The 20,903-nt window shown below is 63.3% G+C and carries 20 protein-coding genes; 10 read left to right on the top strand and 10 right to left on the bottom strand.

Translation table 11 applies throughout. From position 1 onward, the window contains the following. Positions 1–281: 281 nt before the first annotated feature. From NFJ07_RS02440 to NFJ07_RS02430, 3 genes are read right to left on the bottom strand one after another with little or no spacing between them, the layout of a single operon-like run. Positions 282–1,061 (bottom strand): enoyl-CoA hydratase/isomerase family protein, encoded by a 780-nt coding sequence (locus NFJ07_RS02440; RefSeq protein ID WP_269992240.1) that lies wholly within the window; start codon positions 1,059–1,061, stop codon positions 282–284. Next, positions 1,058–2,311, bottom strand: a complete 1,254-nt coding sequence (locus NFJ07_RS02435) for a CaiB/BaiF CoA transferase family protein (protein ID WP_269992239.1) — start codon at positions 2,309–2,311, stop codon at positions 1,058–1,060. The genes NFJ07_RS02440 and NFJ07_RS02435 overlap by 4 nt, the downstream gene beginning before the upstream one ends. Beyond that, the gene (locus tag NFJ07_RS02430; protein WP_269992238.1) at positions 2,308–3,627 is read right to left on the bottom strand and encodes an MFS transporter; all 1,320 of its coding nucleotides are present in this window, start codon (positions 3,625–3,627) and stop codon (positions 2,308–2,310) included. The genes NFJ07_RS02435 and NFJ07_RS02430 overlap by 4 nt, the downstream gene beginning before the upstream one ends. A 360-nt stretch (positions 3,628–3,987) precedes the next feature. Between NFJ07_RS02430 and NFJ07_RS02425 the strand changes: the two genes are divergently transcribed. The 7 genes from NFJ07_RS02425 (at position 3,988) to NFJ07_RS02395 (ending at position 10,151) form a co-directional block, all read left to right on the top strand. Continuing rightward, positions 3,988–4,308, top strand: coding sequence for a hypothetical protein (locus tag NFJ07_RS02425; protein WP_269992237.1), 321 nt, complete (start codon positions 3,988–3,990; stop codon positions 4,306–4,308). Between the two features lie 131 nt (positions 4,309–4,439). Continuing rightward, entirely contained in the window at positions 4,440–5,426 is a 987-nt protein-coding gene (locus NFJ07_RS02420; RefSeq protein WP_269992235.1) for a LacI family DNA-binding transcriptional regulator, read from the top strand. Positions 5,427–5,916: 490 nt separating this feature from the next. Then, the gene (locus NFJ07_RS02415) at positions 5,917–6,963 is read left to right on the top strand and encodes a sugar ABC transporter substrate-binding protein (RefSeq protein WP_269992233.1); all 1,047 of its coding nucleotides are present in this window, start codon (positions 5,917–5,919) and stop codon (positions 6,961–6,963) included. A 93-nt stretch (positions 6,964–7,056) separates the two neighbouring features. After that, entirely contained in the window at positions 7,057–8,115 is a 1,059-nt protein-coding gene (locus tag NFJ07_RS02410; RefSeq protein ID WP_269992232.1) for an ABC transporter permease, read from the top strand. A gap of 4 nt (positions 8,116–8,119) precedes the next feature. Further along, on the top strand, positions 8,120–8,962 hold the full coding sequence (locus tag NFJ07_RS02405) for an ATP-binding cassette domain-containing protein (protein ID WP_269992230.1): 843 nt from the start codon (positions 8,120–8,122) through the stop codon (positions 8,960–8,962). Beyond that, positions 8,959–9,522, top strand: a complete 564-nt coding sequence (locus NFJ07_RS02400; RefSeq protein ID WP_269992228.1) for an ArsR/SmtB family transcription factor — start codon at positions 8,959–8,961, stop codon at positions 9,520–9,522. Before NFJ07_RS02405 ends, NFJ07_RS02400 begins: the two co-directional genes overlap by 4 nt. Positions 9,523–9,767: 245 nt before the next feature. Further along, complete coding sequence (locus NFJ07_RS02395; protein ID WP_269992226.1) at positions 9,768–10,151, top strand: hypothetical protein; 384 nt, start codon at positions 9,768–9,770, stop codon at positions 10,149–10,151. A 103-nt stretch (positions 10,152–10,254) separates the two neighbouring features. Here NFJ07_RS02395 and NFJ07_RS02390 read toward each other — a convergent pair whose 3' ends face one another. The 3 genes from NFJ07_RS02390 to NFJ07_RS02380 all read right to left on the bottom strand — a co-directional run bounded on the left by NFJ07_RS02390 (position 10,255) and on the right by NFJ07_RS02380 (position 12,530). Further along, on the bottom strand, positions 10,255–11,028 hold the full coding sequence (locus NFJ07_RS02390) for an enoyl-CoA hydratase-related protein (RefSeq protein WP_269992224.1): 774 nt from the start codon (positions 11,026–11,028) through the stop codon (positions 10,255–10,257). 102 nt (positions 11,029–11,130) lie between these two features. Further along, positions 11,131–11,838: an RraA family protein gene (locus tag NFJ07_RS02385; RefSeq protein ID WP_269992223.1), complete on the bottom strand. Its 708-nt coding sequence runs from the start codon at positions 11,836–11,838 to the stop codon at positions 11,131–11,133. A 65-nt stretch (positions 11,839–11,903) separates the two neighbouring features. Next, positions 11,904–12,530, bottom strand: a complete 627-nt coding sequence (locus NFJ07_RS02380; RefSeq protein WP_269992222.1) for a LysE family translocator — start codon at positions 12,528–12,530, stop codon at positions 11,904–11,906. A 124-nt stretch (positions 12,531–12,654) separates the two neighbouring features. On the opposite strand from NFJ07_RS02380, the gene NFJ07_RS02375 reads away from it, so the two are divergent. Beyond that, a complete protein-coding gene (locus NFJ07_RS02375; RefSeq protein WP_269992221.1) occupies positions 12,655–13,107 on the top strand; it encodes an Lrp/AsnC family transcriptional regulator in 453 nt (150 codons plus the stop codon). A 354-nt stretch (positions 13,108–13,461) separates the two neighbouring features. Here the strand turns inward: NFJ07_RS02375 and NFJ07_RS02370 are convergent, their stop codons facing one another. Then, positions 13,462–14,121, bottom strand: a complete 660-nt coding sequence (locus NFJ07_RS02370) for a TetR/AcrR family transcriptional regulator (protein ID WP_269992219.1) — start codon at positions 14,119–14,121, stop codon at positions 13,462–13,464. A gap of 301 nt (positions 14,122–14,422) precedes the next feature. On the opposite strand from NFJ07_RS02370, the gene NFJ07_RS02365 reads away from it, so the two are divergent. Together NFJ07_RS02365 and NFJ07_RS02360 are read left to right on the top strand one after the other, a co-directional pair. Next, entirely contained in the window at positions 14,423–15,751 is a 1,329-nt protein-coding gene (locus tag NFJ07_RS02365) for an MFS transporter (protein WP_269992218.1), read from the top strand. A 430-nt stretch (positions 15,752–16,181) separates the two neighbouring features. Next, positions 16,182–17,756, top strand: coding sequence for a fatty acyl-CoA synthetase (locus NFJ07_RS02360; RefSeq protein ID WP_269992663.1), 1,575 nt, complete (start codon positions 16,182–16,184; stop codon positions 17,754–17,756). Positions 17,757–17,966: 210 nt separating this feature from the next. Here NFJ07_RS02360 and NFJ07_RS02355 read toward each other — a convergent pair whose 3' ends face one another. The 3 genes from NFJ07_RS02355 to NFJ07_RS02345 form a co-directional block, all read right to left on the bottom strand. Beyond that, positions 17,967–19,160: a thiolase family protein gene (locus tag NFJ07_RS02355; protein ID WP_269992216.1), complete on the bottom strand. Its 1,194-nt coding sequence runs from the start codon at positions 19,158–19,160 to the stop codon at positions 17,967–17,969. Positions 19,161–19,626: 466 nt separating this feature from the next. Then, on the bottom strand, positions 19,627–19,824 hold the full coding sequence (locus NFJ07_RS02350; RefSeq protein WP_269992215.1) for a hypothetical protein: 198 nt from the start codon (positions 19,822–19,824) through the stop codon (positions 19,627–19,629). 45 nt (positions 19,825–19,869) lie between these two features. Next, entirely contained in the window at positions 19,870–20,898 is a 1,029-nt protein-coding gene (locus NFJ07_RS02345) for a Gfo/Idh/MocA family protein (RefSeq protein WP_269992213.1), read from the bottom strand. Positions 20,899–20,903 lie beyond the last annotated feature (5 nt).

Here is a 20,903-nt window from a genome sequence, read left to right as displayed (position 1 = left end):
CCGGGTTGGCGCAGGGTAATAAGGTCTGACCCGCGCTGGAAGACCGCCTCTCCTCGGCCAGGACTTCCTTTTCCGGATGGTCGAATTTGTGGTGTGTCGTCGGGGCGTTTTCGTTCAAGATCCGGCCTGTCCAGTGCGCGGTCCAACTGGTGCCGGTCGATTTCACTGGTCCAGATGCCGCCGCCCGTCCCTGATGGCTTAGCCCCGGGGGTGCCGGGTTTCACGACGCGGAGTTGTCGCCGGATCTGCCGGGCAGCCAGCGGAGAGGCTTGCGTTTCTGCCTAGTGTCGGGGGCTGTGGCGGTGCAGGAAGGAGTTCACTCGCCAGGCGAATTCCTGCGGGTCGGATGCGGGGCCTTGTGGCGCATGCCGGGCGGGTTGAGCCACCGGGCTCAACCCAAGATCCACGGCGGCTTTGGAGGCCCGTAGTGATGCGCCTGATAGAGCGTCCCAGCGGGTGAGGAGTTCTCTTAGTGCCGCGTCGATGTCGTCGTCAGCTACCACTGTGGTGATGAGGCCGATGTCGTTGGCTTGCTGGGCGGTCAGCAATCGTCCTCCGTAGAGCAGGTCTTTGGTCCTCGACGGGCCGATCCGTAGTGACATCCGGTTGGCGAAGGTCGCTGGCACCAGGAGCCCGAGCCGGGCGATGGGCATGCCGATTTTGGCGGAGTGGTTCATGAGTTGAAGGTCGCAGGCCAGTGCGAGTTGGCATCCTGCCCCGGTTGCGAAGCCTTCCACTGCGGCGACGGTGGGGACGGGAAGATCTTCGATGGCTTGCAGGGCTGCTTCCATGCCGGCGAAGCTGGCGCTGACAGTGTCGGGGGAGGCGCCTTCCCATTCCCGCAGGTCCGAGCCGGAACAGAACACACCTCCCCGGCCCCTGACGACAACGGCTTTGAGCGCTTCGTGTTCTGCCAGTGAGGTGGCGGCGCGTTCCAGGGTTTCCCATTCCTGCTGTCCGAGGGCGTTGAAGCGTTGGCCTGTTCCGATGGTCAGGGTCGCCACGGACCCGGAGTCGTCGAGGGTCATGGTGTCCAGCCCTGCCGGGCTCGGTGCGGTCATTGGACTGCACCGGCCTCGCGCAAGGAGGCAATGCGGTTTGTGTTGAAGCCAAGGCCGGACAGGATGTCATCGGTGTGTTGGCCCAGCAGGGGTGGGGCGGTCCTGATGGAGGCGGGGGTGCGGGTGAGCCGGACCGGGCAGCCGACCATTTTCAGTGCCCCGACGGTGGGGTGCTGCAGTTCGGCCACCATGCCTCGTGCGATGACCTGGGGGTCTTTGAGGGCCTGGTCGACGGTCTGGATGGGGCCGACTGGTACGCCGGCCAGGTCGAGGGCCTGTACCCATTCGTCGGTGGTCCGGGTGAGCATGATCTCCTCGAGGAGGGGGATGAGGGTGGTGCGGTGCGCGACTCTGGACGGGTTGCTCGCGAACCGTTCGGCGGCGGCCAGATCTGTGCGGTTCAGGGCGGTGGTGAAGCGTCTCCATAATCTGTCGTTTCCTACGGCGACCATGACGAATCCGTCGGCGGTGGCGAATGCCTGGTAGGGGGCGATGGTGGGGTGCGCCGAGCCGTAGCGTTGGGGTGTCTGGCCGCTGGCAAAGTACCCGCTGGAAACATAGGTCAGCCAGGACACGGAGCCGTCGAGCAGGCTGATGTCGACCCACTGGCCGGCCCCGGTGCGCTTTTTCTCGTGCAGTGCGGCCAGGATGCCGATGGTGGCCCACATGCCGGCGACGAGATCGGCGCTGCTGACGCCGACCCTGACGGGCGGGCCGTCTGCTTCGCCGGTCACGCTCATGATGCCGCTGCGGGCCTGGGCGATCGCGTCGTAGCCGGGACGCAGGGCATCCGGGCCGGTCTGTCCGTAGCCGCTGATGGACGCGTAAACGAGTCCCGGGTTCTGCGTGGAGAGTTCTTCGTAGCCCAGGCCCAGGCGGGCCGCGGTCCCGGGGCGGAAATTCTCCACCAACACATCCGCTTTCAGGGCCAGTTGGCGTACGGCGGCCAGGCCTTCGGCTGACTTGAGGTCCACTGCGAGGCTGCGCTTGTTGCGGTTGACGGAGAGGAAGTAGGCCGCTTCTTCGCCTTGGAAGGGCGGGCCCCACTGGCGGGTGTCATCGCCCTGGCCGGGCTGTTCGATTTTGATCACGTCAGCGCCGAGGTCCGCCAGCGTCATGGTGGCGAAGGGGCCGGAGAGTATCCGGGTCAGGTCCAGCACCAATAGGTCCTGCAGGGCTCCGCCGGGTCCCTCCTCGGAGGGGGCACCAAGGGGGCGCAGGTCCTGGACGCTTTCTTCTTGGATGCTCATGCGGGGTTTCCTACGGTTTTCCGGGCGGTGGCGGCCAGGGCGTGCGCGGCCTTGGGCAGCAGGATCAGGGCGGCCATGCTGATGACGGTGCAGATGATGATGTAGATGGAGATTGCCGTGGAATCCCCGTAGTGCTCCAGAAGGGCGGCGGCAATCAGGGGCGCCGGGCCGCCGGCAACGACGCTGGCGAGCTGGTAGCCCATGCCCGCACCCGTGTAGCGGATGTCTGGATCGAAACTCTCCGCAATCAGTGCTGCCTGCGGTCCGTACTGGATGTCGTGCAGGAGCAGGCTCACGACGACGGCGATTCCGACCAGGAGTGCGTTGCCGGTGTTGAGGAGCCCGAAGTAGGGGAAAGCGAACAGTGCGGTCAGGACGATGCCGGTCCCGTACACCCGGCGGCGGCCGAAGCGGTCCGAGAGCCGCCCGAACACGGGGATGCTGATCAGTCCCAGTGCTGCCGCGATGAGGGTGTCATCCAGGATGGAGTTGCTGTTCAATTTCAGATGCTTGACGGCGTAGGTGAGCACGAAGGTGATGAACAGGTAGAACGGGGCCTGCTCCGAGGTGCGCAGCAGGGCCGAGAGCAGGATCGCCTTGGGTTGGCGCCTGATGGCTTCCAGTACCGGGTTCTTGATCACCTTGTTGGACAGGCGGACGGCCTCGAATTCCGGGCTCTCGACGACGCGCAGCCGCACGAACATGCCGACGCCGATCAGCAGAATGCTCAGGATGAAGGGAATCCTCCAACCAAAAGCGGCGAATCCTTCTGTGCCCGTGACTGCCGAGGTGAGACGCACAACTCCCGTGGACAGAACAAGGCCCAGCGGCACGCCGATCTGCGGCCAACTGGCGGACAGGCCCCGTCTCTTCTGGTTTCCCCATTCCATGCTGAGCAGGACGGATCCTCCCCATTCTCCGCCGACGCCGATGCCCTGGATGATCCGCAGCAGCACCAGCAGGATGGGAGCGGCGACACCGATGCTCTGATATGTGGGAAGGAGTCCGATCAGTACGGTGCCGAAGGCCATCAGGAACAGGGTTGCCATCAGCGTGGTCTTACGGCCGATGCGGTCACCGTAGTGGCCGAAGATCGCAGCTCCGACCGGACGTGCCACGAAGCCGACAAACTGGGTGCCGAAGGCCGCCAGAATGCCGGCAAAGGCGGATTGGCCCGGAAAGAACAGCTGCGGAAAAACCAAGGCAGCCGCCGTTCCGTAAAGGAAAAAGTCGTACCACTCAATTGTTGTTCCAACCACGCTGGCCACGGTCGCACGCCGTACGGCCTGCTCCCGGGTCACTTGTTGAACAGTCATCATCACTCCATTGGTCTGACGTTCCGGGCGTGGTGCCCGGTAGGGGTATTTGGGTTGGCCAGGCGTCTAAGAAGAAATCATCACAACGGTCCCCGGCGGGCAGCTTGGCCTGCGGGGACCGGAAGCCGATCAAATACCCCGAACAGGAACGCCATCGCCGGAACGAATATCGATATGACGCGACCGGTCATCGTTGTTCCTCCACGGAAGGATCTGATGTGATGTCGATTACAATATCACTGGACTAGCCTCTAGTACAGAGAGTCACCTTGTCAACATTCCTCCGTGTATTTCTTCTTACCCAGAGGACTATGTGAGGACGCAGAGTGCCGAGAGTTGCACCCCCTGACCGATCGGCACGTGTTTTCCAGACTTCGCCGCGCCTCAGCTCGTGCGCGCCGCCGCCTCGGCGCCCGCGTGGCCTCTCCACACTGCACTTCCATAGAAGATTCACCCTGGTCGGCCGAGCCAGCCCAGGTAGTCGCCGTCCAGCTCGCCAAAGCCCTCGGCGCGGCCAAGGTGGTCGCCGCCGACCGGAATCCCGACCTGCTCACCCGCTCCCGCAGGAACGGCGCCGACGCCTGCAGAGAGGGTTTTGCCCATCTACTCACCGCGCCGGGACTACTCCAACTGGACCTGCTGGGGCAGCACGATATCGCACCGATCTCCGGCTTCGTCTGAATGACCAGATGATACGCTCGGGAGCGTCAGTACAAGTCAGGAAAGCTCGGAAGGCTTCGGCCATAGCCGACGATGGGAACCGATTCGAGATGGTAGTGCACGATAAGCAGAATCGGACTTCCGTGCGACGTGTGACGCTCGAGGATGTCGCCAAACAGGCTGGTGTGTCACGTGCGATGGCTTCCCTTGTCATTCGGGAAGAGCCCGGCCCAACCTCCATGACTCGCCTCCGGGTTCTGGCCGCCGCCCGAATGCTCAACTACAGGCCGGACCGCCGTGCCAGGTCCTTGGCCAGCCCGACGTCTCGCCTGATTGGCGTGACATTCGGCGGAGCCGGCCACTTCCACTTCGATCTCCTCGAAGGCCTCTACGCGGCGGCTGCCGATCATGGATACGACCTCATCCTCAGTGCCGTCACCCCGGAACGGGGCGAACAACAGGCGCTGGATTCACTTGCCGACTTCAGGTTCGACGGTCTCATCATGCTCGGACCGCCCGTGGCGCATCCGGCCATGGCCGGGACCATTCCCATGACAGTAATGGGCTGGAGTGTCGATCACGAGTCCGTCGATGTCGTCCGGACCTCCGACGAACACGGAATGGCCTTGGCGGTGAACCATCTCGCCGATCTTGGGCATCGGCGCATCGCCCATTTGGACGGCGGTCGTGGCCTCGTCGCCAACGCGCGCCGCGAGGCGTACATCAAGGCCATGGGACGGCGTGGACTTAGCGGGGAAACTATGGTGGTCTCCGGCGGGGAAGATTCCCTTGACGGGCTCAGGGCGGCGGGAGAATTACTTGCCGTGGCCGAATTGCCGACGGCGGTGGTCGCTTTCAACGACGATACGGCGGCAGCTGCCGTGAGCCTCTTCGCCCGCGAAGGAATCGACGTCCCGGGCAGCATCTCGGTCGTTGGGTGGGACGACAGCCATCTCGCCCACAATCCTGCCTTCGACCTCACCAGCGTTGCCCAGCGGCCGCACGAGATGGCCCGTGCCGCCATCGAGCGGATCGTCGCCCGATGCGATGGCTCGGATGTTCAGGGGCGGGAAATCGTCCTCGAGCCAACACTCGTCGTCCGTTCGAGCACGGGGCGCCCCAGGGTGATGCACCGCTGATTGACCTCTGCTCGACGCTTGGAGCCGCCTAAGGTCGTCGACGACTCTCGCGAGTCTTGGGGGCGCGGATAGCTTTCGGGGGTCCCCGTGTCTCAAGCCTGCTCGGTTCAGATATGGCCCCCGCTCCTAGCTGATGGCCGGCGCGCTCCAGCCTCAACAGCACTCCGCCGGGACCTATCCCGGCCATTTCGCCTCCAGACGCGCAGAGATCGCGTTCATCTGCCCCTAAGGCGCTCCTCCGCACTGCGGCGGATAAGCACTGGGGAGCCGCCCACCCCAAAGCTTGGCGGCTGCCGCGTGTTTGTCAAGGCCTCCTTCAAGCGTCGCCCCCGGTCCAATCGAGATTGATCGTAAGAGCGCTCCAAATTGTTCTAACAAAGTATTGACATCGGCCATAGCTATGCGCCATTGTGTGATGGGCGCCACATTGGAACGCCTTGGATTTGGACCGCTCCATAAATCGGTCCGGCTCTGTGAAAGGGAATATCTGATGACGATGAAGTCAATCGCCCGAATGGCAAGGAACCGCCGGGTCATGGCCGCAGCAGCGGTACTCGCCGTACTGGCGACGAGCGCGTGCTCCCAGTCCGGTAACGCGTCCGGCTCGAACAGCGGCGCGGCCGCGGGAGGAAACGGCAAGGCCAAGATCTTCGTCATCGGGGGCAAGTCTGATGACCCGTTCTGGTCAAAGGTCAAGCGCGGCGTCGACGACGCAGGCAAGGTCGTGCAGGCCCAGGGCGGCTCAGTGACATTCCTCGGCCCGCAAAACTACGATAACCTCGGCCCCGACGCGGCCAAGCTGATCGAATCGGCGCTGAGCCAGGGCGCGACGGCGGTCATCGCCCCGGACTGGGTGCCCGACGCCGAAGATGCGGCCCTCAAGCACGTGACGGACCAGAAGATCCCGCTCATCATCTACAACGCCGGAGGCCTCCAGGCCGCAGACAAGGCAGGCGCGATCAACTACGTCGGCAGCGAGGAGTACACCGCCGGCTCGGCCGGCGGCAAGTACCTCGGCCAGCACAGCGTCAAGCACTCCCTATGCGTTAACACCCTCCCTGGTTCGACGAACACCGAGGACCGGTGCCGCGGCATTGCAGACGGCATCAAGGCCAACGGCGGAACCTCAACCGAGCTGCCGCTGCCCTCCTCCCAGTTCGGCAACCAGACCGCCGTCGCCCAAGCGATCAAGGCGGCGGTGCTCAAGGATCCCAGCATCGACTCGGTCGTCACGATCGCCACCTCTGACGCCGGCAGCGCGGTCAGCGCGGTGCAGCAGGCGAACCTGACCGGGAAGGTCAAGCCGGCGACCTTCGACATGGACACCGCGACGCTGAACAACATCAAGAACGGGACCGTCCTGTTCGCGATCGACCAGCAGCCTTACATGCAGGGCTACCTCTCGGTGTCCATGGCCAACTCCTATGCTTCATATGGCCTCAACCTCCCCCAACGTCCCATCCTGACCGGCCCTGCGATTATCGACTCGCAGAACGTTAACCAGGTCCTCGCCGGCGACCAGGCCGGCGTCCGCTAACGACGAGCCGGGCCCTGAACCCACAGGGCCCGGCTCCCGACTCCCGGGCGCGTCAAAGCCGTCGCGTCCCGTATTGAAGGTGGTAATCCAACCATGGCAGTTAACATGACCCACGGCCCGTCCGAGGTCTCCGCCAAACGCAAGGCGCGAACAGCGCCTGCGGTATCCTTGTCCTTCCTCCGTCGGCCCGAGGCCGGTGCGCTCATCGGCACGCTGGCGGTCTTCGTGTTCTTTGCCATCTTCGGCGGAGCACAATTCCTCTCCAGCGGCGGCTCGGCCAGCTGGCTCAATGTCGCCGCCGAGCTCGGCATCGTCGCCATCCCGGTCGGCCTCCTCATGATCGCGGGCGAACTTGACCTCTCGGTCGGCTCAGTGATCGCCGCAAGCTCGATGACCACCGCGATCGTCTCCGGCTATTGGGGCCTGCCTACGATCGTCGGCATCGTCGCCGCCCTCGTCGTCGGCGGCGCAATCGGGTTTGTCAACGGGCTCCTCGTCACCAAGACCAACGTGCCGTCCTTCGTCGTCACCTTGGCGACGAACTTCGGCCTCGCAGGCATCACCTTGGGCTTCTCCCGAGTCATCACCGGCACCACCAGCGTCTCGCTCAACCCCGATGAATGGGCAAAAGGCCTGTTCGGCACCCTCATCGCGGGCCAGTTCGAGGTCGCCATCTTCTGGTGGATCGCCGTCGTCCTGGGGGTCGGGTGGTTCCTTCACTTCGCCCCCCGCGGGAACTGGATCGTCGCCGTCGGAGGTGACACGATCAGCGCCCGCTCCACAGGCATTCCCGTCGAGAAAGTCAAGATCGGGCTCTACATGAGCTCGGCGCTGGGCGCGTCGCTCGTGGGCGTGATCCAGACGATCCTCTACAACGGCGCCCAGGTCGCCAACGGCCAGGCGTTCGTATTCAACTCGATCATCGCCGTCGTTGTCGGCGGCGTGCTCCTTACCGGCGGCTACGGATCGGTGGTCGGCGTAGTACTCGGAACCCTCACGTTCGCGATCGTCAGCCAGGGCATCTACTACACCGGCTGGAACTCCGACTGGGCAGCACTCATCCTCGGCATACTGCTGCTCGTTGCGGTTCTCATGAACAACACCTTCCGGAAGATGGCCCTGTCCTCCGGCACCCCGAAGAAGAAGGCCTGACCAAATGAATGCCCCATTCCTGAAGCTGACCGACGTCTGCAAGTCGTTCGGCTCAACCCAGGTTCTCAACGACATCTCCCTCGAGGTCAAGCGCGGTGAGGTCCTCTGCCTGCTCGGAGACAACGGCGCCGGCAAGTCCACCCTGATCAAGGTGCTCTCGGGCTTCCACGAGCCGACCTCGGGAACCATGGACGTCGAGGGCGAGCGTGTCGTGTTCAAGAGCCCCCGGGACGCCAGCGACCGCGGGATCGCCACGGTCCACCAGTTCGGCGGGACCTTCCCCCTGATGAGCATCGGCCGATGCTTCTTCGTCGGCGCCGAGCCCAAGAAGGGGTGGGGACCCTTCAAGCGCTTCGACCGCAAGTTCGCAGGCGAGGTCGCCGTGCGCGAGATGCGGAGCCTCGGCATCACCCGCATCACCGACGGGGACCGCCTTGTCGGCGGCCTCTCCGGCGGCGAGCGGCAGGCCCTTGCCATTGGCCGCGCCGTGCACTTCGGCGCAAAGCTACTCATCCTTGACGAACCCACCGCTGCGCTCGGCGTCAAGGAGGCGACCCACGTCCTGCGCATCATCATGCAGGCGCGCCAGCAAGGCCTTGCCGTCATTCTCGTGACCCACAACGTCACGCACGCGATGAAAGTCGGAGACCACTTCGCCGTCCTCATCCACGGTGCACTGGCCGCCGACTTCCGTAAGGGCGAGCGCACCCGCGAGGAGATCACCGACCTCATGGCCGGGGGCGAGGCCATGGCCGAGCTCGAAGCCGAGATCTCCGCCTTTGAGCAGGCCCACGACGGACACGCACCTGAACCAGAGGACCTCGAAAGGATTCTGAACGAGAAATGAGCCCAAGCGTCCCGGAGCCGGGCCGGCAAGACCGGCCGATCCGATCAATCGCGCCGTCCCGGCTCCGGGACTCACGGCATCAGGAGGGCTCGGCAGTACAGAGCCCAAAGAGGACATCCTCTGGTCATTCCAAGAGGATCGAAGCCACCGTCGCGCCGCAGCGGGGAGCAACCCGAGCAACCGTCCCGGATAGCCGCGGCTCCGATCGGGAAAAGGAAGGAGGCGCGCCCGTTCTCGGCCCGAGCCTACTTTTCAGCCCCGCCAAGCTCCACCTCCTGTCCCTCCTTCTGGAGGGGCTGGACACGGTCGGCGCCTTTGCAGCAGCGCTGGGTATCTCGCCGTCCAGCATCTATCAGCACCTGGCCGCGCTGCATGGGCGGGGCTTCGTGATCAGCTCCGCCCACGGGCGGAGCAAGACCTACACATTTGCTCCCGCCGTCGACCAGATCGCCCTGCGGCGTGCGCTGCTCGACGCGACTCGGGACGGCACCGCCACGCGGAGCGGAGCCGACCACTTGAACCACCTGCGCGACTGGGCCGCTGCCTCAGCCGCTTCCTGAGCTTCCGCGCGCTCGAACCCCAGGGGAAGACATCAGGCCCAACGAGAATTGCCTAATCCGCGAACACACCACAAAACCGGCCGGATCCCATGGTGCCACTGGGACCGACCGACGAAGGGCAGCCTGACGTCCCCTGCATGCACTCCCCATGGATGTTCGTACCCGTCCCGGCAAGCGTGTCCGGAGGCCGGGCCTTGCGCCCGCAGCGGACAGCATTGCCGGCAGGCGGGCGGGAAAGGAACACCGTGGAAGAAGCGAAGTCGGAGCGAGCCGGGTGCCGTGCCGTATACCCGCTGAACGCTCTTGTGCGCGCCGCAGCGGGCGCCAGCCACACAACGGTGCCCGCCATCGGCCAGGCCCTCGCTGTAGGCGAACAGGACGTATACCTCCCAGCCTTGATGGCCGGTGCCACCATTCTGGCGCAGGCCGAATTCCGGGACCGTCCCGAAGGGCTCAGCCTCGCCATCCTCGACCGAGCAGAGCAGATCCTGCACGACACAGTCCACCTCCGCCCAGGGCCGGCCGAACCAGTGGGCCCACGGTTTCATGTCTCATGCTGCATAGACGAAGAACCTAGTATTGAAACCGATCCGGCCCCGGGTCCCGTCACCAGGCCTGGGCCAGGCTGAGATTCACCTGACCTCGCACGTCAACCGGGACACCCGATGCCCGACGTCGGACCTGGACCGCCGCGAAGACCGGCGCCGGACTTCAAACTAGGAGTCTGCAAAATCATTCTTCTGGCCGGGGTGGTGCGGGTCGTTCTCCGCTGGCAAAAGCTGTGAGGCGTTCGAGCATGTCCTCGTTTGCCAGTGACTTCCGGCGCGCTTCGTCCTCCAACGGAAGGCCTTCGGCAAGTCCGTAGCCGCCCGATTCCAAGACCAACTGACGGTCTCCACGGAGGCTTTCCTGCGGGTAGGTTGCGATGTGCTTGGCGAGGGTAATGGCCCGGCTCAGCGCTTGGCCGGTGGGGACGGTTTCTTGGACGAATCCGATTTCACGTGCACGGTTCGCATCGATGCGGATCCCGGATTCCATGAGCCAGAGGGCGTTGCCCAGCCCGACGATTCGTGGCAGCCGCTGGGTGCCCCCGTCGAAGAACGGAACACCCCAGCGGCGGTTTAGTGCGCCGAACTCCGAGTGCGCCTCGGCGATGCGGAAGTCACACCAGGCCGCGAGTTCAAGACCGCCAGCGAAGCAGTACCCGTTGATGGCCGCGATGGTGACCTTGCCCGGGTCGAGTTTGGCGAAGCCCATCGGGCCTACCGAGTCGCAGAACGGTTCATTCCCGAGAAGGCTTGGAATGTCCTTGAGGTCGGCCCCGGCGCAGAACGAAGTCGGACCACTGCCGGTGATGACGAGCACATGCGACTGGTCATTGTTTTTGAATCTGCCGATCGCGGCCGCCAGTGCGACAGCGGTTTCGGAGTTCACGGCGTTGTGTGCCTCCGGGCGGTCGATGGTCAGTATGGTGACGGCTCCGTCACTCTCTTCGTTTACGGTCACGGTTGACTCCTCTGGTGTTGGCATGGGTGAGCAGAATAAGCCTGGTTTGACGTCGGGTATCCCTGACTCCCCACCTGCGAGTTGCGGCAGGAGGCATTGACCCTACTCTTCGATCTCTCCCCCGATGGAGCGGAGGTGCTGCCGGAAGGTCACGTCCGGGTTCGCGTCCCGGGCTACGAGGTATTCCGCCAGGCGCGCCTGATTCCGGAATGGGGTGCCCGTCAGCATGCGTGCCGCCTGCGCTCGTTCCGTATCCCGGATGGAGGCCGCGGCGTCAGCCACCTCCCGGGCCCGGGCCAGCGGTACAAACACGACACCATCGTCATCGCCGAGGACGAAGTCTTCCGCGGTCACTTCGTGCGGGCCGACCATCGCAGAGGTCTGGGCTTCGGGATGACGGGGGTCGAGGCGTTGGGGCCCGACAGGCAGGGAACCCTGGCTGAACACGGGGAGCCGGATGGTCCTGAGCTCGGACGCATCGCGGTGCAGTCCCCAGATAGCAATCCCGGACAGGCCGGCGCGGCTTGCTTCGAGTGCCACCAAGTCCCCGACGCAGGCTTCATCCTGCCTGCCGTCGTTGTCCACCACCAGGACATCCCCGGGTTCGGCGCGGTCGATCGCCTCCAGGAAAACGTCGACGCTCCCGGTGTGTCGGGCCGGTAGAACACGACCCACCAGATGGCTTCCCGTCCAGAGCGGGGCGGTTCCCGCGGGGGCGCACCGGACCGCGATGCCGAGGCGCATGCAAGCATCGGCCACGTGAGGGGTCGTGAGGTCCAGATAGGTTCGGTGGAGCAGTTCTGAATGCAAGGCTAGGGTCTCCAAAGCTTCTTGGTTGTGGACGATGGCAGCGGGCTCAACAGCTTTCGGCAAGCCTACGATTTCCAGTGGAGTACCTGTTCCATCAGCAGGACCACTCCGATGAGCATCATGGCAGCCCCGGAAAACCGGGACACCGTGCGGGCAGCGGTGGGCCGGGCCCGCAACACCACTCGGGCCCCGGCCCCCACACCGGTATAGATGACTGCGCAACTGGCAACGTGCACCAGTCCAAGTGCCACGATCTGCCCGGCGACAGGCCACGAATTATGCGGGTTCGTGAACTGCGGCAAGAGCGCGAGGAACAGGAGAAAGACCTTGGGGTTCAGGCCGCTGATCCCGGCGCCCTTCAGTGCCTGCCGGGCCCAGCCGCCCTCCGCGTGATCCACACCTGCCTGCGGGACCGACGGGTGCCTGAACATCCCCAGACCCAGCCACACCAGGTACACTGACCCGACGACTGTCAGGACGGTCAGCACCACGGGCGAACCGGCGACCAAGGCACCCACCCCCGCCGCGACCACCACAGTAGCCGCCACGTGTCCGGTCAGGAGCCCGGCGACAGCCGGCACGACGCTCCGGTGTCTGAGCCCGGCCGAGATCGCGTAAGCCCAGTCCGCACCTGGTGTCACCACGAACAGAAACGACACCGCCCAAAACGCGGCCACTGTCCCGAACGGCATGTGTTCTCCTTAGCACTGAAGGATCCCAGATCGTCTGGGCCTTTAGGAAAGCTTAGGAAATTCAGGCCCAAATGTGTTTCCAAGTTCTTTGGGATAGACAGCGTTTTGAGGGAGAATTTTCCCCATGGACAGTCTGGATAGGAAGATTCTTGCCGAGCTGCAGAGGGACGGTCGTCTCTCGCTGACCGACTTGGCTGAGCGCGTAGGCCTGAGCCTGTCCCCTTGCCACCGTCGACTCCGAGCATTGGAGGAATCCGGCGCCATCAGCGGATACCGGGCACAACTGGACGCCGAGGCTCTTGGCCTCACATTCGAGGCGTTGGTTTTCGTCACGATGCGCGACGGAGACCGCGACACCGTCGCCGCCTTCGAAACAGCCGTCGCCAATGTGGCCAACATCCTAAGAGCACAGCGTCTCTTCGGCGACCCCGACTATCTGCTCCAAGTAGTCGCCCGCGACATACGAGACTTCCAGCGACTCTACGATGAACAGCTCTCCGCTCTCCCCGGTGTACAGCGTCTGAGTTCGACATTGGTCATGAAAAACGTCGTAGAAAACCAGCCACTACCACTCTGAAATAGCCCTAGCCTGGCCGGCAGGCCTGGCGGAAGGCCTGGCGGAAGGCCTGGCGGAACTGATGTCGGGCCCAGACCCGCTGCGACGTTGGCTAGAAAGCAATGACAACGCCACCTCCAGGCCAGGATCCTCGGACGGCCGGGATCCAGATCCTCATCCGGCGCCGGCTGCTCACGCCCTGCTCCTCCAAAACGTGTTCGCACCAAGCGGATCGCCGAATTCAGATGCGCGAGAATATCCGTCGGCCCACGCCCGCGCGGATCTGAGCATCGAGAGAGGAAGATCCCGCGGCTCAGACTTCCGCTCGAGCGGCGCGATTGAACTCGATCAAAGTCCACTGAGGGGGTGGTGGAGTCAGATTCGCGTGAGAAGCTCGTCGATCATCTGCCGAACTTCCATCGTCGGCTGGCCGGTAAGCCGGCGGAAGACTTGGGCGACCTCCTGACCGAGGTCGAACGAGGGATCCACCAGCCACTGCCCTTGCAGGCCGCTCCATGCCGCCATCATCTGGCGCGCAGCGGAGTGCGGTTCGATGCCCGGGTCGGCGAACCCTTCGGACTGCCGGCGCTTCATTATCGCGGCAAACTCCTTGATCGCCCGCTCGTTGTGGTGCTTCATGTACTCGTGGGCGGGGTGTTCCGGGTTCGCCGCCTCTGCCCCTAGCGCCATGAATAGCCGGACGGTGGCCTGATCCTGCATGGCCGTCTGGGCCAGCCGCGCAGGCACCCAGCCCATATCCCTTGACCCCTCGCCGTCGGAGAGTGCCTCCGCGCTTAGCCTGTCTCCGCTTTCCTCGTCTGCCAGTTCCATGGCCGCTACGAGGATGTGGTCGCGCGTCGGGAAGTGGTAAAGCATCGAGGTTTCGCTGGTCTTCGCCCTGGCCGCGACCTCGGCCGTTGTCAAAGCCCGGTGCCCTTTCTCGAGGACGATATCCAGGGCCGCTCTCGCAACGGCAGCCCGCCGCTCAGCAGTCTTCGCGTATTGCCGGCGGGGTCGTATAGCTTCATCTTCCATACGGCCCAGAATAGTCTCAATATCGAGTGACCCACAAGATTAGCTCAGTTTCATTGAGACGACTATCACAATCTCTCGGTCCTTGACAAAGGAAAAACTCTAGTTCACTCTGATTGCAGGATCCGCATCAAAGAAAAAGCACCGCGGGGCCCTCGGCCCAGCGTCTGCCGCACGAAGTGCCCGCGGGTGCAATAAGCACCGCCATTCTGATGTCGGAACAAAATTCAAAGGTGTCGCCCCTCCCGCCGAAGAAGCGCTGCAGGTGGCTGCCATGACCTACTAAGGACAAAGGAGTCTTCCAATGCCAACCTTCAGACCTATCGAAGAGTTGACGGAGGGGCCGTCGGCCGACGCAGTCGCCGATTCGGCCGTCGCCCGCGCGGAGCCAAACGAGCCACAGAAAAAGTTGAAGGCGGGCTATCTGGTTTTGCTCGCGCTGGCGTACTTCGGAGCCGCGATGGCCGGACTTGTTCCGAGCGCATACTCTCTAACTCTTCGCGTCCAGCAACTGGCGCCGGGGCACGAGGAGGTCCTAGGCTTCCTCACGAGCATCGGCTCGTTTGCGGTTGTCATCTTGAACCCCCTTCTCGGCATGCTCAGTGACCGCACACAGAGCCGGCTGGGGCGGCGAAGGCCGTACATGATCGGTGGAACTTTACTCGGGCTGGTCGGTCTTTTGATCATCGCAGTGGCGCCCACGATTGTCATCGTCGGCATCGGCTGGGTCATTGCCACCGTCTCCTTGGGCATGGTCCTGGGCGCAGCCACCTTCATCCAGGCCGACCTTCTTCCGGAAAGCCAGCGCGGCCGTGTTTCTGGTCTGATCGGCCTGACCGCACAGATCGCACCCGTAGTCGGTGTGCTGCTCGCATCAAGGTTCACCTCGGACAACCTCCTGTTGTTCATGATCCCCGGAGTCATCGCTCTCCTTTTCGTTGGAACCTTCCTGATCTTCACAAAGGACGACTACAAGGCACCAGTCACGCAGCTTCAGCGACTTACCTTGCCCCAAATCTTCCGCTCCTACGTCTTCAACCCGCGCCAGAGCCCCGACTTCTCGTGGAACTGGATGGGCCGCTTCCTGTTCTTCTCGGGCCTGTTCATCAACACGACTTTCTCGGCGTTCTTCTACTCGCAGCGGCTCGGCATCCCGGTTGCAGCGGTCGCAGGGGTCACTGCAATCCTCGGCATCCTCGGTGTCGGGGTGGCCACAGGCGGGTCCGTGCTCAGCGGCTACCTCTCTGACAAGTTCCGCCGGCGCAGGCTCTTTGTCCTGATCGGTGCCGCGTTGTTCGCGTGCGGTGCCGGAGTCGAGGCCTTCGCTTCATCGTTCCCGGTCCTCGCCGTCGGCTCCATTCTCATGAGCCTCGCGATGGCGGCCTTCTTCGCTGTCGACCAGGCAATCTGCATCGAAAGCCTCCCGAACCGGGATGAAGCGGGACGCTACTTTGGAATCCTGGGGTTCTCCCAGAAAATCCCGAGTGCCATCGCCCCGCTCATCGCAACGGGGCTGGTCTCGATAGGGGCGACTTCAAACTACAAGAACTACACTCTGGCCTACCTGATCGGCGGCATGCTCGGACTCGCCGGCGGAATGATCGTCTTCTTCAAGGTCAGATCCATCCACTGAGCGCGGACGGTTTGGCGGAGTGGTTTTATTAGCTAAAGGTCACAGGCCGCCTCGAGTTGACATCCTGCCCCGGTCACGAATCCATCTACCGCGGGCGCGGTGGGACCGGGATATCGTCGACGGCCAATCGTCCTACTTCCATGCGGGCAGCTCGGGCCGTCTCGAGGAGGCGCCTTCCCATCCCTGAGGTCGGAGCCGGAACGGCGAATGGCTGCCGCAGGACTACGTGCAACGGGGTGGCTACTACACGGTGGAGTGGGCTGCCAATATCGATCGAAGCTAAACACCGACGAACACTCTTCGGAAGCGAGGAGACCTCGCATTGCAATACAGACAATCATCCGCGATCGTCTGCAGCCATCCCAACTCATCATCCCGGTCATTCCTCCACGAATTCGACCGTACCTATGCGACAGGAGCTCAATTGATTATGGCGAGCGAGTCCGCAATACGAATGGCCCGCCAACACAGCCTTGGTGACCTACCCCGCCGCACAGCCGAGAGAACACCCGACAAATTGGCGCTCGTCGACGGCGAGATGCATCTGACGTTTAGAGACTTCGACGACGCGATCAACCGGGTTTCGAATGCACTCACTGAACGCGGACTCAGCCACGGAGACCGTTGCGCCGTGCTGGCACGCAACTGCTGGGAGTTCGCAGTCCTTTCTTTCGCAACCGCGCGACTCGGCATGGTTCTAGTGCCGATCAACTTCATGCTCAACGCCGAAGAAATCGCCTTCATCCTCGCGCATAGCGAAGCTGTGGCATTTGTGGTCCAAGACGATCTGACCGTCATAGCTGCGTCGGCGCTGGAGCACTGTTCGGAACCCGCGCTGGTGCGGGCTACGTTTGGCGGCAATGCCGTTGAGGGGTGGGAACCGTTTGCGGCATGGACCTCGCACGGTGACGCAACGCCGGTGCTTGTCGACGTTGCCGACGACGACCCAGTGCGTTTGATGTACACGAGTGGCACCGAGTCGCGGCCAAAGGGAGTCCTTGTCACGAGCAGATCTCTCCTCTGGCAGTACGCCACCTGCGTGATCGAGGGTGAGATGGTCTCAGAGGACATCGACCTTCACTCTCTGCCGATGTACCACTGCGCACAGATGGACTGCTTTCTGGGGCCGGACATCTACGTCGGTTCCACCAGCGTCATCACGCAAGGGCCGGAACCCTCGACGCTCTTGCGCCTTATCGAACAGCATCGAGTGACGAAGTTCTTCGCGCCCCCCACCGTGTGGATTGCGCTTCTTCGAAGTCCGCATTTCGATTCGGCCGATCTAAGCTCACTGCGAAAGGGGTACTACGGCGCATCTGCGATGCCCGTGGAGATCTTACGTGAAATCGCGATTCGGCTCCCGAACGTACGATTATGGAACTTCTATGGTCAGACGGAAATGTCCCCGCTCGCCACGATCTTGAAGCCGGAAGAGCAGATGGAATTCGCGGGAGCCGCGGGCCGGCCATCGATAAACGTCGAGACAAAAGTAGTAGACGACGGCGACCGGCCGGTTCGACCGGGCGAAATCGGCGAGATTGTGCATCGCAGTCCGCACGCCATGCTCGGCTACTACAAGGACCACGGGAAGACAGACGATGCGTTCCGCAACGGGTGGTTTCATACCGGCGATCTGGGAGTCTTCGACAAACACGGCATCCTGCGGGTTGTCGACCGCAAAAAGGACATGATCAAAACCGGCGGGGAAAACGTATCCAGCCGCGAGGTGGAGGAAGCGATATACCTCCTGGACAGCGTTGCCGAAGTTGCCGTCTTCGGCGTCGCGCATCCTCGGTGGATCGAAGCTGTGACCGCAGTCGTTGTCGCGCGTCCAGGCGTCGGGCTTACCGCCGCTGCCGTCATCGAGCATGCGCGGCGACACCTCGCTGGATACAAGACGCCCAAACAGGTATTCATAGCGGACGTGCTCCCAAAAAATCCGAGCGGCAAGATCCTGAAGCGCGAGTTGAGGGAGACTTTCTCAGCCAACGCGATACAGCCCTGAGACCGTGAAATATGTGTGACGCCTGCCGGCACGAAAACGCCGCCTATCCCGGCGGCGGCCTCCTGACCTTGGAGGCGGGCAGGTCGAGCAGAAAGACGCCCCTCCTCATCGCGATCAAACGGCGGGTTGCCGGACTGCCCCGCCCCCAATGCCTACCGGTGATGGACGCTGGCTTGTCGTTCTTCGGCGAAGTTTTCCTTGCCAGAGCTGCTAGAGCCTTTCGATGATAGTGGCGTTAGCCATGCCGCCGCCTTCGCACATCGTCTGCAACCCGTACCGACCGCCAGTCGCCTCAAGGTAGGTGAGCATCGTGCCGAGAAGGCGCGTGCCCGATGATCCCAGTGCGTGTCCGAGTGCGATCGCTCCGCCCCACGGGTTGAGCCGATCAGGGTCGGCCTCGAATTCGGTCAGCCACGCCAGCGGGACTGACGCGAAAGCCTCATTGACCTCATATGCGTCCAGGTCTGCGAACGCCAGACCGGAACGGTCCAGGATGCGGCGCGTCGCAGGGATTGGGCCCGTAAGCATGTACAGCGGGTCGTCCGCAACCACCGCGAAGCTATGGAAGTATCCGCGCGGGGTAAGCCCGAGCGCCGCGGCCCGCCGCTCGCTCATGATGAGGACCGCCGACGCGCCATCCGTCAATGGTGACGAATTCCCGGGGGTTACCGACCACTGGATGTCGGGATATCTGCCGGCTATCTCCCGGTCATAGAACGATGGGCAAAGTCCGGCTAGTCCCTCCGGCGTCGTGTCGGCGCGAACTGTCTCATCCCTCACATGTTCGTACGCTAAACCTTCCTGATCGCTCACGGTCACCGGAATTACAGCAGAGTCGAACCGGCCCTCATCCATCGCTTGCGCGGCCCGGCGGTGTGATTCAACCGAGAAGGCATCGAGTCGCTCCCGGCCGAAGCCCCATTTCGAGGCGATAAGCTCGGCGGAGATGCCCTGGCCCACAAGGCCTTCGGGGTAGCGCGCCAGCAAGCCGGGAGAGAAGGGCTGACCGCCCGTCGAGGCCGAGCCCAGGGGAACCCTGCTCATGGATTCCACACCGCCAGCGATGACGATGTCGTAGGCTCCGGCCATGACGCCCTGAGCAGCAAAGTGGGCGGCCTGCTGGCTCGAACCACACTGTCGATCTATCGTCGTAGCGGGCACGGTCTCGTCAAACCCGGCAGCCAGCACGGCACCTCGGGCGATATTCATGCTTTGGTCCCCGGCCTGACTCACGGTACCCCACAGGACGTCGTCGATTTGAGCTGACTCGAGTCCGTTACGCTCCAGCAGCGCGCGAAGCACATGAGCTGACAAATCGACCGGATGTACTCCCGCCAGGGCCCCGCCCTGCTTCCCACGACCTGTCGCAGTGCGGACGACGTCGACGATAACCGCTCGATTCATGTTGCTCCTTTGTGTCGGTGGGATCAGAAAGACATTTCCCGCACCGTCTACGGTGTTGGTTGTCCATGACGCTCTCCGATACCTGATCGGATGATGCGCGGATTGAATGAACGAATTGTGAGGATGCCACGAAGAGGGTGTTGGCCGGACCATACTGGCGCAATTAAGCGCCAGTTCACCAATGGCCTGCGAACGCCGGGTGGCAGGGCTCCTGGCGCGAGGATTGCACCGGCACCCATGTTCCGCAACGGCCCGCACGTTTTCCTGGTGGCCCGGCTGACGTCGGGATGGTTGATGACACGCGAGACCGTCCGGTAGGAACCTTGGCCCGCGCCGCTACGTCCTTCAGGCGTGGCAGGCGCCGGTCAATGCTGTTAGCCATGCGAGGGACCCTCGGTGGCAGGACAAGGTGGTGTCCAGACGCCCATGGCCGCGAAGTGGGACGTAAGGGAGTGCGGACGTTATCTCAGATCCGGCACTTCTCATGGGTGAAACCGAAAGGCACCTCTGTGGTCGTCTCAACCGTGAAGTACGCATACCCGTGACGAGTCACCAAAACGCCCATGCGGCCGTCTCTCATTGCCAGCTGTTCAGCAGCACGGATTGCCGAGTCGAGATTGTCCGCCAACGGTTCCTTGTCGTCCCCCGTGATTGTGAGAATCATGTGTTTTCCTGGCTGCATTGTCGTCACCCTATGTTCCTTATTGATTCACCGGCGTCGTCTGGCGCGCGCCGCCGGCCCAAGCTGTTTCCGTATCTCGTCGAGCGTGCGGAACACTGCGATCGTGTCGGATGCCGGGTGGACCGGGTGTTCCATATTGCCCGCCAGGATTCCCTGCGTCACGGCACGAAGCATGGGCACATAACCGTTGCCTTCCCGGGCATAAACGATGCGCTCGGGCGCACTCAGCATGCGTTCCGAGGTGTCCGCATGGATTTCGAGCGAGGTCGTCGCCCAGAAGAACGGGGGCAGCACCATCCAACCGCTTGTGCCGCTCACAGAGGCAGTTGGTTCGACGAACTCAGCCATCGATGCTGCGCCATAGGCGCGGCCTCCACCGGCGAATTCCAGCGTGAAGTGCTCGTCGACGTCCAGTCCATCCGGCCTCAGGGTTCCACTCGCGCTCAGAGACGAAGGTTCCCCGAGGATGGCATGGGCAAGCGTGACTGGATAGATGCCCTGGTCCAGGAGTGCGCCGCCGCTGCGGGCCGGATCCCATTTGCTCCTGCCATCCTTAGGCATGGGCATCCCGAAGGCCGCCCTGACCGCCCGCGGTTCGCCGATGCGCCCGGCGGCGATCTCCTCGCGCAGCCGCGTGAAGGCAGGATTGAACTTCATCCACATCGCCTCCATTAGGAAACGGCCCTCGGTGGCGGCCAACTCGAACAATTCCGTCACCTGCCCGGCATTCATCGCGATGGGCTTCTCGACCAGCACGTGCTTGCCCGCCAGCAGCGTCCGCTTCGCTATCGCAAAGTGTGTTGCGATGGGCGTGGCAACATAGACCGCATCAACCGATCCGTCTGCCAACACGGCTTCGATCTCACCGGTCGAGGCCGGGATGTCGAACTCCGCGGCGAAGGCCGCAGCCTTCTCTGCATCCCGGCTCTGCACCACCACGACATCGGCGCCAACGCACGATTGCAGGTCGGGGACCACGCTCCGGGAAATCGTTCCAGTCCCGATAACGGCCCACCTAATATTCGGTTGCTCCTTGCCGTTAGAGGCCGATGTCATCTCTG

Origin of the sequence: Arthrobacter sp. B2a2-09 (assembly GCF_027587375.1) — a bacterium.
In the GTDB taxonomy this organism is placed as follows: domain Bacteria; phylum Actinomycetota; class Actinomycetes; order Actinomycetales; family Micrococcaceae; genus Arthrobacter.
This window is presented reverse-complemented; position numbering and strand designations above follow the sequence as displayed.

Coding starts and splice junctions, on each gene's coding strand:
- NFJ07_RS02375 (WP_269992221.1), top strand. CDS start 12,655: ATGGACAGTCTGGATAGGAAGATTCTTGCCGAGCTGCAGAGGGACGGT.
- NFJ07_RS02350 (WP_269992215.1), bottom strand. CDS start 19,824: ATGATTCTCACAATCACGGGGGACGACAAGGAACCGTTGGCGGACAAT.
- NFJ07_RS02360 (WP_269992663.1), top strand. CDS start 16,182: ATGGCGAGCGAGTCCGCAATACGAATGGCCCGCCAACACAGCCTTGGT.
- NFJ07_RS02435 (WP_269992239.1), bottom strand. CDS start 2,311: ATGAGCATCCAAGAAGAAAGCGTCCAGGACCTGCGCCCCCTTGGTGCC.
- NFJ07_RS02400 (WP_269992228.1), top strand. CDS start 8,959: ATGAGCCCAAGCGTCCCGGAGCCGGGCCGGCAAGACCGGCCGATCCGA.
- NFJ07_RS02365 (WP_269992218.1), top strand. CDS start 14,423: ATGCCAACCTTCAGACCTATCGAAGAGTTGACGGAGGGGCCGTCGGCC.
- NFJ07_RS02345 (WP_269992213.1), bottom strand. CDS start 20,898: ATGACATCGGCCTCTAACGGCAAGGAGCAACCGAATATTAGGTGGGCC.
- NFJ07_RS02355 (WP_269992216.1), bottom strand. CDS start 19,160: ATGAATCGAGCGGTTATCGTCGACGTCGTCCGCACTGCGACAGGTCGT.
- NFJ07_RS02405 (WP_269992230.1), top strand. CDS start 8,120: ATGAATGCCCCATTCCTGAAGCTGACCGACGTCTGCAAGTCGTTCGGC.
- NFJ07_RS02415 (WP_269992233.1), top strand. CDS start 5,917: ATGACGATGAAGTCAATCGCCCGAATGGCAAGGAACCGCCGGGTCATG.
- NFJ07_RS02380 (WP_269992222.1), bottom strand. CDS start 12,530: ATGCCGTTCGGGACAGTGGCCGCGTTTTGGGCGGTGTCGTTTCTGTTC.
- NFJ07_RS02370 (WP_269992219.1), bottom strand. CDS start 14,121: ATGGAAGATGAAGCTATACGACCCCGCCGGCAATACGCGAAGACTGCT.
- NFJ07_RS02430 (WP_269992238.1), bottom strand. CDS start 3,627: ATGACTGTTCAACAAGTGACCCGGGAGCAGGCCGTACGGCGTGCGACC.
- NFJ07_RS02410 (WP_269992232.1), top strand. CDS start 7,057: ATGGCAGTTAACATGACCCACGGCCCGTCCGAGGTCTCCGCCAAACGC.
- NFJ07_RS02440 (WP_269992240.1), bottom strand. CDS start 1,061: ATGACCGCACCGAGCCCGGCAGGGCTGGACACCATGACCCTCGACGAC.